The 16693-nt window shown below is 72.4% G+C and carries 16 protein-coding genes; 15 read left to right on the forward strand and 1 reads right to left on the reverse strand.

Annotated features, from left to right (window positions below; translation table 11 throughout):
- Positions 1-56: 56 nt before the first annotated feature.
- The 3 genes from ACFWMZ_RS07810 to nusB all read left to right on the forward strand — a co-directional run bounded on the left by ACFWMZ_RS07810 (position 57) and on the right by nusB (position 2283).
- Complete coding sequence (locus tag ACFWMZ_RS07810) at positions 57-1190, forward strand: aminopeptidase P family protein (RefSeq protein WP_383175087.1); 1134 nt, start codon at positions 57-59, stop codon at positions 1188-1190.
- Positions 1191-1285: 95 nt separating this feature from the next.
- The gene (gene efp, locus ACFWMZ_RS07815; protein ID WP_383175090.1) at positions 1286-1852 is read left to right on the forward strand and encodes an elongation factor P; all 567 of its coding nucleotides are present in this window, start codon (positions 1286-1288) and stop codon (positions 1850-1852) included.
- 2 nt (positions 1853-1854) lie between these two features.
- Entirely contained in the window at positions 1855-2283 is a 429-nt protein-coding gene (nusB, locus tag ACFWMZ_RS07820; RefSeq protein WP_383175093.1) for a transcription antitermination factor NusB, read from the forward strand.
- Between the two features lie 159 nt (positions 2284-2442).
- Here nusB and bldD read toward each other — a convergent pair whose 3' ends face one another.
- On the reverse strand, positions 2443-2943 hold the full coding sequence (gene bldD / locus ACFWMZ_RS07825; RefSeq protein WP_100455883.1) for a transcriptional regulator BldD: 501 nt from the start codon (positions 2941-2943) through the stop codon (positions 2443-2445).
- A gap of 286 nt (positions 2944-3229) precedes the next feature.
- On the opposite strand from bldD, the gene pyrR reads away from it, so the two are divergent.
- The 12 genes from pyrR (at position 3230) to coaBC (ending at position 16630) form a co-directional block, all read left to right on the forward strand.
- Positions 3230-3826 carry a bifunctional pyr operon transcriptional regulator/uracil phosphoribosyltransferase PyrR gene (gene pyrR, locus ACFWMZ_RS07830; RefSeq protein ID WP_383175097.1) on the forward strand — a complete coding sequence of 199 codons (597 nt, stop codon included), beginning with the start codon at positions 3230-3232 and terminating at the stop codon, positions 3824-3826.
- Between the two features lie 102 nt (positions 3827-3928).
- A complete protein-coding gene (locus ACFWMZ_RS07835; RefSeq protein ID WP_383175100.1) occupies positions 3929-4927 on the forward strand; it encodes an aspartate carbamoyltransferase catalytic subunit in 999 nt (332 codons plus the stop codon).
- On the forward strand, positions 4924-6219 hold the full coding sequence (locus tag ACFWMZ_RS07840; RefSeq protein WP_383175103.1) for a dihydroorotase: 1296 nt from the start codon (positions 4924-4926) through the stop codon (positions 6217-6219). Before ACFWMZ_RS07835 ends, ACFWMZ_RS07840 begins: the two co-directional genes overlap by 4 nt.
- An 11-nt stretch (positions 6220-6230) precedes the next feature.
- Positions 6231-6827 carry a hypothetical protein gene (locus ACFWMZ_RS07845; protein WP_383175260.1) on the forward strand — a complete coding sequence of 199 codons (597 nt, stop codon included), beginning with the start codon at positions 6231-6233 and terminating at the stop codon, positions 6825-6827.
- On the forward strand, positions 6824-7966 hold the full coding sequence (gene carA, locus ACFWMZ_RS07850) for a glutamine-hydrolyzing carbamoyl-phosphate synthase small subunit (RefSeq protein WP_383175106.1): 1143 nt from the start codon (positions 6824-6826) through the stop codon (positions 7964-7966). Before ACFWMZ_RS07845 ends, carA begins: the two co-directional genes overlap by 4 nt.
- Positions 7959-11264 (forward strand): carbamoyl-phosphate synthase large subunit, encoded by a 3306-nt coding sequence (gene carB, locus ACFWMZ_RS07855; RefSeq protein WP_383200057.1) that lies wholly within the window; start codon positions 7959-7961, stop codon positions 11262-11264. Before carA ends, carB begins: the two co-directional genes overlap by 8 nt.
- 177 nt (positions 11265-11441) lie before the next feature.
- A complete protein-coding gene (locus ACFWMZ_RS07860) occupies positions 11442-12554 on the forward strand; it encodes a quinone-dependent dihydroorotate dehydrogenase (protein WP_383200060.1) in 1113 nt (370 codons plus the stop codon).
- Positions 12551-13411 carry an orotidine-5'-phosphate decarboxylase gene (gene pyrF, locus ACFWMZ_RS07865; RefSeq protein WP_383200063.1) on the forward strand — a complete coding sequence of 287 codons (861 nt, stop codon included), beginning with the start codon at positions 12551-12553 and terminating at the stop codon, positions 13409-13411. Before ACFWMZ_RS07860 ends, pyrF begins: the two co-directional genes overlap by 4 nt.
- 433 nt (positions 13412-13844) lie before the next feature.
- The gene (locus ACFWMZ_RS07870) at positions 13845-14168 is read left to right on the forward strand and encodes an integration host factor (protein ID WP_003970367.1); all 324 of its coding nucleotides are present in this window, start codon (positions 13845-13847) and stop codon (positions 14166-14168) included.
- 48 nt (positions 14169-14216) lie between these two features.
- Complete coding sequence (gene gmk, locus ACFWMZ_RS07875) at positions 14217-14810, forward strand: guanylate kinase (RefSeq protein ID WP_383175119.1); 594 nt, start codon at positions 14217-14219, stop codon at positions 14808-14810.
- Positions 14811-14949: 139 nt separating this feature from the next.
- Positions 14950-15222: a DNA-directed RNA polymerase subunit omega gene (gene rpoZ, locus ACFWMZ_RS07880; protein WP_023420371.1), complete on the forward strand. Its 273-nt coding sequence runs from the start codon at positions 14950-14952 to the stop codon at positions 15220-15222.
- A gap of 160 nt (positions 15223-15382) precedes the next feature.
- Positions 15383-16630: a bifunctional phosphopantothenoylcysteine decarboxylase/phosphopantothenate--cysteine ligase CoaBC gene (gene coaBC, locus ACFWMZ_RS07885; RefSeq protein ID WP_383175122.1), complete on the forward strand. Its 1248-nt coding sequence runs from the start codon at positions 15383-15385 to the stop codon at positions 16628-16630.
- The last annotated feature ends 63 nt before the right edge of the window (positions 16631-16693 follow it).

Raw genomic sequence — 16693 nt, forward strand, 5'->3', positions numbered from 1 at the left:
GCCCGGTCGGACGCGCTGAACCGGCCGGTGCGCCGAGCCGCTCGTAGGCTCGGAACATGTCCGAGGCCCCGCACGCGTACGACGTGTACCAAGCCCGCAGGCAGCGGCTGCGGGAGCGCTGCGCGGCGGCCGGTGACGCCGCCGCCGTGGTCTCCCGCCCGGCCAACGTCCGCTACCTGACCGGCACCGCCCCCGACCGGGCCGCCCTGCTGCTCGGCGCCCACGAGCCGGGCGCCGACGTGCTGCTCCGCGCCGTCCAGCCCGGCGCGCGGCCCGAGGAAGGCAGACCGGACGAGGCCCTCAGGCTCCAGCTCCTGGACGGCTCCGGCGCCGACCCGGCCGTGGCCGCCGCCACCCTCGCGCTCCGCCAGGGCGGGCGGCTGGTCGCGGTCGAGGAGCACGACCTGACCGTGGCCCGGCACCGGGCGATGGCCTCGGCCGCTCCCGGCATCGGCCTGACCGACCTGGGCGGTGCCGTCGAGCAGCTCCGGTACGTCAAGGACGAGGAGGAGATCTCCTGCCTGCGGATCGCCGCCGAGATCACCGACCAGGCCCTGGGCGAACTCCTGGAGTCCATCCTGGTCGGCCGCACCGAGCGCCATCTCGCCCTGGAGCTGGAGCGCCGCCTCATCGACCACGGCGCCGACGGCCCGGCCTTCGCCAGCTCGGTGGGGACCGGGCCCAACGCGGGCCTCGCCCGCCACCGGCCCACCGACCGCCGGGTCGAGGAGGGCGACTTCCTCACCGTCGGCCTCGGCGCCGTCTACCGCGGCTACCGCTGCGCGATCGGCCGGACCTTCGTCATCGGGACCACCCCGGCCGACTGGCAGGTGGAGCTGTACGACCTCGTCTTCGCCGCCCAGCGGGCCGGCCGGGAGGCCCTCGCACCCGGCGCGGCCTGCCGCGACGTGGACCGGGCGGCCCGCCAGGTGCTCACCGGTGCGGGGTACACCGAGGGGCTCGCGCCGGTCACCGGGCACGGTGTCGGCCTGGAAAACGTGGAGGACCCGCAGATCGCCCCTGCGGCCATGGGTAAACTGGACGCTCGTGTGCCGGTCACCGTCGAACCGGGGGTCCACCTCCCGGGCCGGGGCGGAGTCCGGATCGACGACACGCTCGTCGTCCGCCCTGAGGCGGACGGCGGACCCGAGCTACTCACGATCACGACCAAGGAGCTGCTCGCGCTCTAGCCCCGGCCTGTGCGCGCACCCCGAGGTCCCACCAGCTCCCCGCTGACCGCGAGGCCAGGGGGGAGACACCCATTCGTCCAGGAGATTCCGCAAACGTGGCTTCCACGAACGACCTCAAGAACGGCATGGTGCTCAAGCTCGACGGGGGCCAGCTCTGGTCCGTAGTCGAGTTCCAGCACGTCAAGCCCGGCAAGGGCCCTGCCTTCGTGCGCACCAAGCTGAAGAACGTGCTGTCCGGAAAGGTCGTCGACAAGACCTTCAACGCCGGCGTCAAGGTCGAGACGGCCACTGTCGACAAGCGCGACATGCAGTTCTCGTACATGGACGGCGACTACTTCGTCTTCATGGACATGGAGACCTACGACCAGCTGCACGTCGACCGCAAGGCCGTCGGTGACGCCGCCAACTTCCTCATCGAGGGCTTCACGGCGACCGTCGCCCAGCACGAGGGCGAGGTGCTCTTCGTGGAGCTGCCGGCCGCCGTCGAGCTGGTCATCAAGGAGACCGAGCCGGGTGTCCAGGGCGACCGCTCCACCGGCGGCACCAAGCCGGCGATCCTGGAGACGGGCTACCAGATCAACGTCCCGCTCTTCATCACCACCGGTGAGAAGATCAAGGTCGACACCCGCTCCAGCGACTACCTCGGCCGGGTGAACAGCTAACCGTGGCTGCTCGCAATACGGCCCGCAAGCGTGCCTTCCAGATCCTCTTCGAGGCCGATCAGCGCTCCACCGACGTGCTGACCGTCCTCGCCGACTGGATTCGGCACGCACGCTCCGACACCCGGCAGCCGCCGGTCAGCGAGTACACGATGGAACTCGTCGAGGGGTACGCCGAGCACGAGCGGCGCATCGACGAACTCATCTCGCAGTACGCCGTCGACTGGACGCTCGACCGGATGCCCGTCGTCGACCGCAACATCCTGCGGATCGGCGCGTACGAGCTGATCTGGGTCGACACCACCCCGGACGCCGTCGTACTGGACGAGGCCGTCCAGCTGGCCAAGGAGTTCTCCACGGACGACTCCCCGGCCTTCGTCAACGGCCTGCTCGCCCGCTTCAAGGAGCTGAAGCCGGGTCTGCGCCGCGCCTGATCCACCCGCACACCGCAGGAGCCCGCCGCCGTCACGGCCGCGGGCTCCTGCCGTGTCCGGGGCCCCCGGTGGCGCTACGGGCTCCGGACGCGCCTGAGGGCGGCCCCGGGGACCTCCGGGACCGCCCTCAGGCGGGTGGCGTCACTGCCGCGGTGCGGTTCAGCTCTCCTCGTGGGCGACCGCGCGGCGGGCGTCCGAGTCGAGCACGCCCCAGCTGATGAGCTGCTCGGTGAGGACCGAGGGCGACTGGTCGTAGATCACCGCGAGCGTGCGCAGGTCGTCCTGGCGGATGGAGAGGACCTTGCCGTTGTAGTCCCCGCGCTGCGACTGGATGGTGGCCGCGTACCGCTGGAGGGGGCCCGCCTTCTCCGGCGGGACGTTGGCCAGGCGCTCCAGCTGGAGGACCAGCTTCGGCGGCGGCTCGGCGGCGCCGCCCGGGGTCGTGCCCGGCAGCAGCTCCTGCACCGGGACGCCGTAGAAGTCCGCGAGCTCGGCGAGCCGCTGCACGGTGACGGCGCGGTCGCCGCGCTCGTACGAACCGACCACGACCGCCTTCCAGCGGCCCTGGGACTTCTCCTCGACGCCGTGGAGGGAAAGGCCCTGCTGCGTGCGGATGGCGCGGAGCTTGGCCCCGAGCTGTTTTGCGTATTCGCTGGACATGTGGCTCCCCGGACGAAGACTGGTAACTCACTGTGAGGTTACGCAGCGTTACTTGGCCGCGTCAAGCCGAACGGTGGTCCTGGGGGCGCTCCCCGGGGGTGACCGGGGGCCTGTGACCCGTCGCGGGCGCGGCCGACGGGCCTCCGCGGGCCCGGCCGGGCCCGTTGGGCCGGGTGGGCTCCGGGGTGGTGACCAGGCATGTCCCGGCCACTGGTACCGTGGACGACGCACATCCCGACGTCCTTTAAGAACCGTCCTGTGAGGCGGAGAAGGAGGTCCGTTCCCCGTGAACGCCCCCACCCCCGCGAACGCCGGGCCCCACGAGGCCCGCCCCGTTCTCGAAGGCCCCGACATCGGCCGGGTCCTCACCCGCATCGCCCACGAGATCGTCGAACGCGCCAAAGGCGCCGACGACGTGGTCCTGCTCGGCATCCCCACCCGCGGCGTCCATCTCGCCGGGCGGCTGGCGGCCAAACTCGCCGAGATCACCTCGCGCCCCGTCCCGGTCGGCTCGCTGGACATCACCATGTACCGCGACGACCTGCGGCTGAAGCCCGCCCGCGCCATCGGACGCACCGAGATCCCCGCCGACGGTGTCGACGGCCGCCTCGTCGTCCTCGTCGACGACGTGCTCTTCTCCGGCCGTACCATCCGCGCCGCCCTCGACGCCCTCGGCGACATCGGCCGGCCCCGCGCCGTGCAGCTCGCCGTCCTCGTCGACCGCGGCCACCGCGAGCTGCCGATCCGCGCCGACTACGTCGGCAAGAACCTCCCCACGTCGCTGCGGGAGACGGTCAAGGTCCAGCTCGCCGAGGAGGACGGCCGCGACGCGGTCCTGCTCGGCGCCGGACCCTCGGCCCCCGCCCCGGCAGGCGGCAAGTAACACCCCACCGCGGTCCCGCCGCCCCACGCCCTCGCGCGTGACGGCAGCCGGGCCAGGGTGTCCCCGCATGCCCGAAACCTCCCGAACGCACGGAGCCCACCGATGATGCGCCACCTCATCTCGGCCGCCGACCTCACCCGCGACGACGCCGTCCTCATCCTCGACACCGCCGAGGAGATGGCCCGGGTAGCCGACCGGCCGATCAAGAAACTCCCCACCCTGCGCGGCCGGACCGTCGTCAACCTCTTCTTCGAGGACTCGACGCGCACCCGGATCTCCTTCGAGGCCGCAGAGAAGCGCCTCTCCGCCGATGTCATCAACTTCACCGCCAAGGGCTCCTCGGTCTCCAAGGGCGAGTCCCTCAAGGACACCGCCCAGACCCTGGAGGCGATGGGCGTCGACGCCGTCGTCATCCGGCACGGCGCCTCCGGCGCGCCCTTCCGGCTCGCCACCTCCGGCTGGATCGACGCCGCCGTCATCAACGCCGGGGACGGCACCCACCAGCACCCCACCCAGGCCCTGCTGGACGCCTTCACCCTGCGCCGCCGCCTGGTCGGCCCCGACGCGGGCCTCGGCCAGGACCTGGCCGGCCGCCGGGTCACCATCGTCGGCGACATCCTGCACAGCCGCGTCGCCCGCTCCAACGTCGACCTGCTGCACACCCTCGGTGCCCACGTCACCCTCGTCGCGCCGCCCACCCTGCTGCCGGTCGGCATGGAGAGCTGGCCCTGCGAGGTCTCGTACAGCCTCGACCGGGTCCTGGACCGCTCCGACGCCGTGATGATGCTCCGCGTGCAGCGGGAGCGGATGAACGCCGCCTACTTCCCGACCGAGCGCGAGTACGCCCGCCGGTACGGGCTCGACGGGGAGCGGATGGCGAAGATGCCCGGCGACGCCATCGTCATGCACCCCGGCCCCATGGTCCGCGGCATGGAGATCACCGCCGAGGTCGCCGACTCGCCGCGCTGCACCGTGGTAGAGCAGGTCACCAACGGCGTCTCCGTGCGGATGGCCGTGCTCTACCTGCTGCTGGGCGGGAACGAACCCGCCGTAGCCCAGAACCGCCCCGCCCCCGCCACCGAGGAGAACCACGCATCATGACCGCCCACACCAAGACGCTGATCCGCGGGGCGCGCCTGCTCGGCGGCGAACCGCGGGACGTCCTGATCGACGGCGAGACCATCGCCGCCGTCGGCACCGGCCTCGACGCCGAGGGCGCCCAGGTGGTCGAGGGCGACGGGCTGGTCCTCCTCCCCGGCCTGGTCGACCTCCACACCCACCTGCGCGAGCCCGGCCGCGAGGACTCCGAGACCGTCCTCACCGGCACCCGCGCGGCCGCCGCCGGCGGCTACACCGCCGTGCACGCCATGGCCAACACCTTCCCCGTCGCCGACACCGCCGGCGTGGTCGAGCAGGTCTGGCGGCTCGGCAAGGAGTCCGGCTACTGCGACGTGCAGCCCATCGGCGCCGTCACCGTCGGCCTGGAGGGCAAGCACCTCGCCGAGCTCGGCGCCATGCACGACTCCGCCGCCAACGTCCGGGTCTTCTCCGACGACGGCAAGTGCGTCGACGACGCGGTGATCATGCGCCGCGCCCTGGAGTACGTGAAGGCCTTCGACGGCGTCGTCGCCCAGCACGCCCAGGAGCCCCGGCTCACCGAGGGCGCCCAGATGAACGAGGGCGTCGTCTCCGCCGAACTCGGCCTCGGCGGCTGGCCCGCCGTCGCCGAGGAGTCGGTCATCGCCCGCGACGTGCTGCTCGCCGCCCACGTCGACTCGCGCGTGCACATCTGCCACCTCTCCACCGCCGGCTCCGTGGAGATCGTCCGCTGGGCGAAGTCCAAGGGATGGAACGTCACCGCCGAGGTCACCCCGCACCACCTGCTCCTCACCGACGAACTGGTGCGCACCTACAACCCGGTCTACAAGGTCAACCCGCCGCTGCGCACCGAGGCCGACGTGCTGGCGCTGCGCGCCGCGCTCGCCGACGGCACCATCGACTGCGTCGCCACCGACCACGCCCCGCACCCGCACGAGGACAAGGACTGCGAGTGGCCCGCCGCGGCCATGGGCATGGTCGGCCTGGAGACGGCGCTCTCCGTGGTCCAGCAGACGATGGTCGACACCGGCCTGCTCGACTGGGCCGGCGTCGCCGAGCGGATGTCCTTCCGCCCGGCCGCCATCTCCCGCCTCGCCGGGCAGGGCCGCCCGGTCGCCGTGGGGGAGCCCGCCAACCTGGCCCTGGTCGATCCGGCTTACCGTGGAGAGGTGGACCCCGCGGGCTTCGCCTCCCGCAGCCGCAACACCCCCTACGAGGGACGTGAGCTGCCGGGACGCGTCACCCACACCTTCCTGCGGGGCCGGGCAACGGTAGTGGACGGGAAGCTGGCGTGACACCTGCACTGATGACTCTGGCCGCCGAGCAGAAGTCGGCGGAGGTGACGGACTGGGCCGCGCGCGTCGGCTGGCTGGTCGGCCTCGCCCTCTTCGTCGCCCTCGTCTACTGGCTGATGCGCGAAGGCTGGAAGTGGCGCGGCACCCTCCAGTCCGGCCTGCCCGAGCTGCCCACCACCCCCGAGGACCTCGGCGAGCCCACCCTCGCCCTCACCGGCCGCTACCACGGCTCCACCACCGCGGGGCAGTGGCTGGACCGCATCGTCGCCCGGGGCCTGGGCACCCGCAGCCGCGCCGAGCTGACGCTGCACCCCGAGGGGCTGGACGTGGTCCGCCCCGGCGCCGCCGGCTTCTTCGTCCCGGCCGACGCCGTCCTCGGCGCCCGCCTCGACAAGGGCATCGCGGGCAAGGTCCTGCCCGAGGGCGGACTGCTGGTCATCACCTGGACCCACGGGGACCAGGCGATCGACTCCGGCTTCCGCTCCGACCGCGCCGCCGAGCACCCCGCCTGGGTCAAGGCCCTCGGCACCCTGGAGGCCGAGGACGCCGCCGCGTCCGCCGCCCCCCACCCGCACCACGACCGCACGACGGAAGGCACCGCACGATGACGACCTCCACCCGGGGAGCCGGCCAGGCTCCCGCCGTACTCGTCCTGGAGGACGGCCGTACCTTCCGCGGCCGCGCCTACGGGGCCGTGGGGGAGACCTTCGGGGAGGCGGTGTTCTCCACCGGCATGACCGGCTACCAGGAGACCCTGACCGACCCCTCCTACCACCGCCAGGTCGTCGTCATGACGGCCCCGCACGTCGGCAACACCGGCGTCAACGACGAGGACCCCGAGTCCCGCAAGATCTGGGTCTCCGGCTACGTCGTCCGCGACCCCGCGCGCCGCGCCTCCAACTGGCGCTCGCAGCGCTCCCTCGACGAGGAGCTGGAGCGGCAGGGCGTCGTCGGCATCTCCGGCGTCGACACCCGCGCCCTCACCCGCCACCTGCGCGAGCGCGGCGCCATGCGGGTCGGCATCTTCTCCGGCGACCAGCTCGCCGACGAGGCCGCCCTGCTGGAGCGCGTCCGCCAGGGCCCCGAGATGAAGGGCGCCGACCTCGCCGCCGAGGTCGCCACCGAGCAGGCGTACGTGGTCCCGGCGATCGGCGAGAAGAAGTACACCGTCGCCGCCGTCGACCTCGGCATCAAGGGCATGACCCCGCACCGGATGGCCGAGCGCGGCATCGAGGTGCACGTGCTGCCCGCCACCGCGTCCGCCGAGGACGTCTGGGCCGTCCAGCCCGACGGCGTCTTCTTCTCCAACGGCCCCGGCGACCCCGCCACCGCCGACCACCCGGTCGCGCTGATGCGCGCCGTCCTGGAGCGGGGCACCCCGCTCTTCGGCATCTGCTTCGGCAACCAGATCCTCGGCCGCGCCCTCGGTTTCGGCACCTTCAAGCTGAAGTACGGCCACCGGGGCATCAACCAGCCCGTCCAGGACCGCGCCACCGGCAAGGTCGAGGTCACCGCGCACAACCACGGCTTCGCCGTCGACGCGCCCCTCGAGACGGTCTCCGAGACCCCCTACGGTCGCGCCGAGGTCTCCCACGTCTGCCTCAACGACAACGTGGTGGAGGGCCTGCGCCTGCTCGACCGGCCCGCCTTCTCCGTCCAGTACCACCCCGAAGCAGCGGCCGGCCCGCACGACGCCGCCTACCTCTTCGACCGTTTCGTCACCCTGATGGAGGGCCAGCGTGCCTAAGCGCTCCGATATCCAGTCCGTCCTGGTCATCGGCTCCGGCCCGATCGTCATCGGCCAGGCAGCCGAGTTCGACTACTCCGGCACCCAGGCCTGCCGCGTACTCAAGGCCGAGGGCCTGCGCGTCATCCTGGTGAACTCCAACCCGGCGACGATCATGACCGACCCGGAGATCGCCGACGCCACCTACGTCGAGCCGATCACCCCCGAGTACGTCGAGAAGATCATCGCCAAGGAGCGCCCCGACGCCCTCCTGCCCACCCTCGGCGGCCAGACCGCGCTCAACACCGCGATCTCCCTGCACGGCGCCGGTGTCCTGGAGAAGTACGGCGTCGAGCTGATCGGCGCCAACGTCGAGGCGATCAACAAGGGCGAGGACCGCGACCTCTTCAAGGACGTGGTCGAGGCCGTCCGCGGGAAGATCGGCCACGGCGAGTCCGCCCGCTCGGTCATCTGCCACTCCATGGACGACGTCCTCGCCGGCGTCGACGAGCTCGGCGGCTACCCGGTCGTGGTCCGCCCCTCCTTCACCATGGGCGGCGCCGGCTCCGGCTTCGCCCACGACGAGGAGGAGCTGCGCCGCATCGCCGGGCAGGGCCTGACCCTGTCGCCCACCACCGAGGTGCTGCTCGAAGAATCGATCCTCGGGTGGAAGGAGTACGAGCTGGAGCTGATGCGCGACCGCAACGACAACGTCGTGGTCGTCTGCTCCATCGAGAACTTCGACCCGATGGGCGTGCACACCGGCGACTCCATCACCGTCGCCCCCGCCATGACCCTCACCGACCGCGAGTACCAGGGGCTGCGCGACATCGGCATCGCCATCATCCGCGAGGTCGGCGTCGACACCGGTGGCTGCAACATCCAGTTCGCCGTCAACCCCGACGACGGCCGGATCATCGTCATCGAGATGAACCCCCGCGTCTCCCGCTCCTCGGCGCTCGCCTCCAAGGCCACCGGCTTCCCGATCGCCAAGATCGCCGCCAAGCTCGCCGTCGGCTACACCCTCGACGAGATCCCCAACGACATCACCGAGCAGACCCCGGCCTCCTTCGAGCCGACGCTCGACTACGTCGTCGTCAAGGCCCCCCGCTTCGCCTTCGAGAAGTTCCCCTCCGCCGACGCCACCCTCACCACCACCATGAAGTCGGTGGGCGAGGCCATGGCCATCGGCCGGAACTTCACCGAGGCGCTCCAGAAGGCGCTGCGCTCGCTGGAGAAGAAGGGCAGCCAGTTCGCCTTCACCGGCCCCACCGGCGACAAGGACGCGCTGCTGCGCGAGGCGGTCCGCCCCACCGACGGCCGGATCAACACCGTCATGGAGGCCATCCGCGCCGGTGCCACCCAGGAGGAGGTCTTCGACGCGACGAAGATCGACCCCTGGTTCACCGACCAGCTCTTCCTCATCAAGGAGACCGCCGACGAACTGGCCGAGGCCCGCGAGCTCACCCCCGAGCTGCTCGCCCACGCCAAGCGCCACGGCTTCTCCGACAGCCAGATCGCCGCGCTGAGGGGGCTGCGCGAGGACGTCGTCCGCGAGGTCCGGCACGCCCTCGGCGTCCGCCCGGTCTACAAGACGGTCGACACCTGCGCCGCCGAGTTCGCCGCCAAGACCCCGTACTTCTACTCCTCGTACGACGAGGAGAGCGAGGTCGCGCCGCGTGAGAAGGCCGCCGTGATCATCCTCGGCTCCGGCCCGAACCGCATCGGCCAGGGCATCGAGTTCGACTACTCCTGCGTCCACGCCTCCTTCGCGCTCTCCGACGCCGGGTACGAGACCGTCATGGTCAACTGCAACCCGGAGACCGTCTCCACCGACTACGACACCTCCGACCGGCTCTACTTCGAGCCGCTCACCCTGGAGGACGTCCTGGAGATCGTCCACGCCGAGCAGCAGGCAGGACCCGTCGCGGGCGTCATCGTCCAGCTCGGCGGCCAGACCCCCCTCGGCCTCGCCCAGGCCCTGAAGGACAACGGCGTCCCCGTCGTCGGCACCCCTCCCGAGGCGATCCACGCCGCCGAGGACCGCGGCGCCTTCGGCCGGGTCCTCGCCGAGGCCGGACTGCCCGCCCCCAAGCACGGCACCGCCACCACCTTCGACGAGGCCAAGGCCATCGCCGACGAGATCGGCTACCCGGTCCTGGTCCGCCCGAGCTACGTCCTCGGCGGCCGCGGCATGGAGATCGTCTACGACGAGACCCGGCTCTCCGCCTACATCGAGGAGTCCACCGAGATCAGCCCGTCGCGGCCGGTCCTGGTCGACCGCTTCCTCGACGACGCCATCGAGATCGACGTGGACGCCCTCTACGACGGCAACGAGCTCTACCTCGGCGGCGTCATGGAGCACATCGAGGAGGCCGGCATCCACTCGGGCGACTCGGCCTGCGCCCTGCCCCCGATCACCCTCGGCGGCTACGACATCAAGCGGCTGCGCGCCTCCACCGAGGCCATCGCCAAGGGCGTCGGCGTCCGCGGGCTGATCAACATCCAGTTCGCCCTCTCCGGCGACATCCTCTACGTCCTGGAGGCCAACCCGCGCGCCTCGCGGACCGTGCCCTTCACCTCGAAGGCCACCGCGGTCCCGCTGGCCAAGGCCGCCGCGCGCATCTCGCTCGGCGCCACCGTCGCCGAGCTGCGCGCCGAGGGACTGCTCCCGGCCACCGGGGACGGCGGCACGCTCCCGGCCGACGCGCCGATCTCGGTCAAGGAGGCCGTCATGCCGTGGAGCCGCTTCCGCGACATCCACGGCCGCGGCGTGGACACCGTCCTCGGCCCGGAGATGCGCTCCACCGGCGAGGTCATGGGCATCGACGCCGTCTTCGGCACCGCCTACGCCAAGTCCCAGGCCGGGGCGTACGGGCCGCTGCCCACCAAGGGGCGCGCCTTCATCTCGGTCGCCAACCGGGACAAGCGGTCGATGATCTTCCCCGCCCGGGAACTGGTCGCCCACGGCTTCGAACTGCTCGCCACCTCCGGCACCGCCGAGGTGCTCGGACGCAACGGCATCAAGGCCACCGTGGTCCGCAAGCACTCCGAGGGCGAGGGCCCGAACGGCGAGAAGACCATCGTCCAGCTGATCCACGACGGCCAGGTCGACCTCATCGTCAACACCCCGTACGGCACCGGCGGCCGCCTCGACGGCTACGACATCCGCACCGCGGCCGTCTCCCGGGCGGTGCCCTGCCTGACCACGGTCCAGGCGCTGGCCGCCGCAGTCCAGGGCATCGACGCCCTCCACCACGGCGACGTGGGCGTCCGTTCCCTCCAGGAACACGCCGAGCGGCTCACCGCCGCCCGCTGACCGCCCCGAGGGGGACACCGGAAACGGTGTCCCCCTCTTCATGGGGCCGACCCCCGCAGGCCCCGTCCCGCGCGCCCGCCCGCGCCCTCCCCGGCCCGGCCGCACGCCGCCGGGCCCCGCCGCCGTCCCCGAGGGCGCCCGAGCCCCGCCGCCCGCCTCCCGACGAGGAACCCCCGCATGTACTCCCTCTTCTTCCGCCTGTTCTTCCGGCGCCTGGACGCCGAACGCGCCCACCACCTCGCCTTCCGCTGGATCCGCCTCGCCGCCCGCGTCCCGGTGGTGCGGACCTTCCTCGCCGCCTACTTCGCGCCCCGCCACGAGGAGCTGCGCACCGAGGCGCTCGGCCTGCGCATGCACGGCCCCTTCGGCCTCGCCGCCGGCTTCGACAAGAACGCGGTCGGCATCGACGGCATGGCGATGCTCGGCTTCGACCACGTCGAGATCGGCACCGTCACCGGCCAGTCCCAGCCCGGCAACCCGCCGCGGCGGCTCTTCCGCCTCGTCCCGGACCGCGCCCTGATCAACCGCATGGGCTTCAACAACGAGGGCTCGGCCGCCGTCGCCGCCCGCCTCACCGCGCGCCGCCCCGTCTTCCGCACCACCGTCGGCGTCAACATCGGCAAGACCAAGGCGGTCCCCGAGGCCGAGGCCGTCGCCGACTACGTCACCTCCACCGAGCGGCTCGCCGCCCATGCCGACTACCTCGTCGTCAACGTCTCCTCGCCCAACACCCCCGGCCTCCGCGACCTCCAGGCCGTCAGCCACCTGCGGCCGCTGCTCACCGCAGTCCGCGAGGCCGCCGACCGCTCGGTCCCCGGCCGCCGCGTCCCGCTCCTGGTCAAGATCGCCCCCGATCTCGCCGACGAGGACATCGACGCCGTCGCCGACCTCGCACTGGAGCTCGGCCTCGACGGCATCATCGCCACCAACACCACCATCGCCCGCGAGGGCCTGCGTCTGAGTGCCGACCCCGCCCTGGTCGCGGAGACCGGCGGCCTCTCCGGCGCACCGCTGAAGACCCGCTCCCTGGAGGTCCTGCGCCGCCTGTACGCCCGGGTGGGCGACCGCCTCACCCTGATCGGCGTCGGCGGCGTCGAGACGACCGAGGACGCCTGGCAGCGCATCCTCGCCGGGGCCACCCTGGTCCAGGGCTACAGCGCCTTCATCTACACCGGCCCCGGCTACGCCCGCGCCGTCCACCAGGGCCTGGCCCGGCTCCTCGCCGCCAGCCCGTACGCCACCCTCGCCGAGGCCGTCGGCGCCGACACCCGGAAGGCTCCCGCCGCATGACGACGACCCCGCCCCGGCCCGCCGCCCCCGCCCCCTTCGGCGCCCGGCTCCGCCGCGCCATGGACGCGTACGGCCCGCTCTGCGTCGGCATCGACCCGCACCCCTCGCTTCTGGCGGAGTGGGGGCTCGGTGACGACGTCGCGGGGCTGACCGCCTTCGCCCGGGCCAGTGTCGACGCGCTCGCGGGCCACGTGGCCTCGGTGAAGCCGCAGAGCGCCTTCTTCGAGCGGTTCGGCTCGCGCGGCCTCGCCGTCCTCGAAGGCGCCGTCGCCGAGCTGCGGGACGCCGGGACCCTGGTGATCATGGACGCCAAGCGCGGCGACATCGGCTCCACCATGACCGCCTACGCCGAGACCTACCTGAGCCCCGGCGCCCCTCTCTTCAGCGACGCCCTCACCGTCTCGCCCTACCTCGGCTACGGCTCCCTCGCCCCCGCCGTGGAGCTGGCCCGGCAGAGCGGCAGCGGCCTCTTCGTGCTCGCCCTCACCTCCAATCCGGAGGGCGCCGAGGTCCAGCACGCCCTCCGCCCCGACGGCCGCTCCGTCGCCGCCACCGTCCTGGCCCACCTCGCCCGCGACAACGAGGGCGCCGCCCCGATGGGCTCCTTCGGCGCCGTGGTCGGCGCGACGCTGGGCGACCTCTCCTCGTACGACCTCCGGATCGGCGGGCCGCTGCTGGCGCCCGGCATCGGTGCGCAGGGGGCCACCGCCGCCGACCTCCCGAAGGTCTTCGGTCCGGCCGCCTCCCTCGTCGTGCCCAACGTCAGCCGCGGCGTCCTGCGCCACGGGCCCGGCGTCGCCGCCCTGCGCGGTGCCGCCGAGCGGTTCGCCGACGAGATCCGGGCCGCGGTGGGGTGAGGCGGTACGCGGGGCCGGTCCCGCCTATCCCTGGCGGGGGCCGCCGGCGTCCGGATGGGGCGGCCGCGGCGCCCGCCACCCGCCCCGGAACTGCAATGTTCAACCAAAAACTGGGTTCCGGAGGGCGCGCGCGGCGGTTCCGCATCGCCGCGGGCCTTGCTCGTAGCCGCCCTGTTGACGCGTTGTCGACGCGACACAGCCGCCGTCACCCCGAAAATCTCGGCCCTTATGTCGTGAATGTCGCTTACCTGGGACCGCTTGACGATCCTGACCAGGACTTTTCGACTGTTCTCGCTGACTCTGGACGCCATGGCCGCTAGTCTCCACCGAGAGCGACGGAGCAAGCGCGTTGCTCCGTTCAGCCCCGGTGGGGGACCGATCGGTCCTGCGCCGGATTCGTATCCGACAGTTCGACATCCGAGGTGACGTAGGCGTGGCTCTTCCGCCCCTTACCCCTGAACAGCGCGCAGCCGCGCTCGAAAAGGCCGCCGCGGCTCGCCGGGAGCGGGCCGAGGTCAAGAATCGACTCAAGCACTCCGGCGCCTCGCTGCACGAGGTCATCAAGCAGGGCCAGGAGAACGACGTCATCGGCAAGATGAAGGTCTCCGCCCTCCTCGAGTCGCTCCCGGGCGTCGGCAAGGTCCGGGCCAAGCAGATCATGGAGCGGCTCGGCATTTCCGAGAGCCGCCGCGTGCGCGGACTCGGCTCCAACCAGATCGCCTCCCTGGAGCGGGAGTTCGGCGGTTCCCCGGCCTGAAGCGAGCCTGCTTTCCGGTCCCGGCCGGGAAGCTGGAATAATCGCCCCATGGCTGCAACACCCCGGGGGACGTCCCCCGTACCCCCGGACGCACGTCCGCGGCTGACCGTGCTCTCCGGCCCCTCCGGGGTCGGCAAGAGCACGGTCGTCGCCCATATGCGCAAGGAGCACCCCGAGGTCTGGCTCTCGGTCTCCGCCACCACGCGCAAGCCCCGGCCGGGGGAGAAGCATGGAGTCCAGTACTTCTTCGTCTCCGACGAGGAGTTCGACAAGCTGATCGCCAACGGCGAGCTGCTCGAATGGGCCGAGTTCGCCGGGAACCGCTACGGCACCCCCCGGCGCGCCGTGCTCGACCGCCTGGAGGCCGGCGAGCCGGTCCTGCTGGAGATCGACCTCCAGGGGGCCCGGCAGGTCAAGGAGTCCATGGCCGACGCCCAGCTCGTCTTCCTCGCACCGCCCAGCTGGGAGGAGCTGGTCCGCCGCCTCACCGGGCGCGGAACCGAGTCGGCCGAGGTCATCGAGCGCCGTCTGGCGGCCGCCAGGATCGAACTGGCCGCCGAGGCGGAGTTCGACACCACGCTGGTCAACACCTCCGTCGAGGCGGTGGCCGTCGAGCTGCTAGCCTTGATGGAGGTTCTCTGATCCATTGCGTGATTCATCGTGATCCGCTGCCCCACCGCCCGTAAGGCCCCTGGTCCCGACGCCCCCGCCACGCGGGGGAGCGCCGGACCGGACCGCGGCGGCGGGCAGTCCCCCAGAAGTTTCTTCGGAAGGCTAGAGAGTGTCCTCTCCCATCACCACGCCCGAGGGCATCATCAACCCGCCGATCGACGAGCTGCTTGAGGCCACGGACTCCAAGTACAGCCTCGTGATCTACGCGGCCAAGCGCGCCCGTCAGATCAACGCCTACTACTCGCAGCTGGGCGAGGGCCTGCTGGAGTACGTCGGTCCGCTGGTGGACACCCATGTGCACGAGAAGCCCCTGTCGATCGCGCTCCGCGAGATCAACGCGGGCCTGCTGACCTCCGAGGCCGTCGAGGGCCCCGCCCAGTAACACCTGGTCGGCAGCAGTACCGCACACACACCTTCACGGGCCCGGCAGCATCGCTGCCGGGCCCGTGGTGTGTCATAGGGTGCCAGGCGGCCCTTTTCCCGGGGCCCCGGCCCGGAGCCCGCGAGGGCGCCCGGCCGAGACCGACAGGCGAGGAGACGTGGTGGCGGACGACGTGGCGGCAGTGGCCGGGACGCAGGACGGCAGGGACGGCGGGCTCAGGGTCGTCCTCGGAGTCACCGGCGGCATCGCCGCCTACAAGGCGTGTGAGCTGCTGCGGAGGTTCACCGAGGCCGGCCACACCGTCCGGGTGGTGCCCACCGCCTCCGCGCTGCGCTTCGTCGGGGCCCCGACCTGGTCGGCCCTCTCCGGGCAGCCCGTCTCCACCGAGGTGTGGAACGACGTCCACGAGGTCCCGCACGTCCGCATCGGTCAGCAGGCCGACCTCGTCGTCGTCGCCCCGGCCACCGCCGACGTCCTCGCCAAGGCCGCCCACGGCCTCGCCGACGACCTGCTCACCAACACGCTCCTGACCGCGCGCTGCCCGGTGGTCTTCGCCCCCGCCATGCACACCGAGATGTGGGAGCACCCCGCGACCCGGGAGAACGTCGCCACCCTGCGCCGTCGGGGCGCCGTCGTGATCGAACCGTCCGTAGGCCGCCTCACCGGCGCCGACAGCGGCAAGGGGCGGCTGCCCGACCCCGGCGAGATCTACGAGCTCTGCCTGCGGGTCGGCGAGCGTGGCACCGCCGACCGCGACCTGGCCGGACGCCATGTCGTGGTCAGCGCCGGGGGCACCCGCGAGCCGCTCGACCCGGTCCGCTTCCTCGGCAACCGCTCCTCCGGCAAGCAGGGGTACGCCCTCGCCCGTACCGCCGCCGCCCGTGGCGCCCGGGTGACGCTGCTCTCCGCCAACGCCGCCCTGCCCGACCCGGCCGGGGTGGACGTCGTCCACGTCAGCACCGCGACGGAGCTGCGCGACGCCGTGCGGCAGGCCGCCATCCACGCCGACGCCGTCGTGATGGCGGCGGCCGTGGCGGACTTCCGGCCCGCCGCGTACGCCACCGGGAAGATCAAGAAGCAGGAGGGCAGGGAGCCCGAGCCGGTCGCCCTCGTGCGTAACCCGGACATCCTCGCCGAGATCGCCGCCGACCGGGCCCGCCCCGGCCAGCTGATCGTCGGCTTCGCCGCCGAGACCGACGACGTCCTCGCCAACGGCCGGGCCAAGCTCCGCCGCAAGGGATGCGACCTGCTCGTCGTCAACGAGGTGGGCGAGAACAAGACCTTCGGGGCCGAGGAGAGCGAGGCCGTGGTGCTCGGCGCGGACGGCAGCGAGACCCCCGTCCCGTACGGTCGTAAGGAGAACCTGGCCGACACGGTGTGGGATCTGGTGGCCAACCGCCTGGGATGAGTGCCAAGATCCCCCCACCGGGTCTGCCGAACCCGGTGAAAACCACACGAAAGGCCACCCGCG

The sequence above is a fragment of the Streptomyces sp. NPDC058373 genome (assembly GCF_042723275.1).
Lineage (GTDB): Bacteria > Actinomycetota > Actinomycetes > Streptomycetales > Streptomycetaceae > Streptomyces.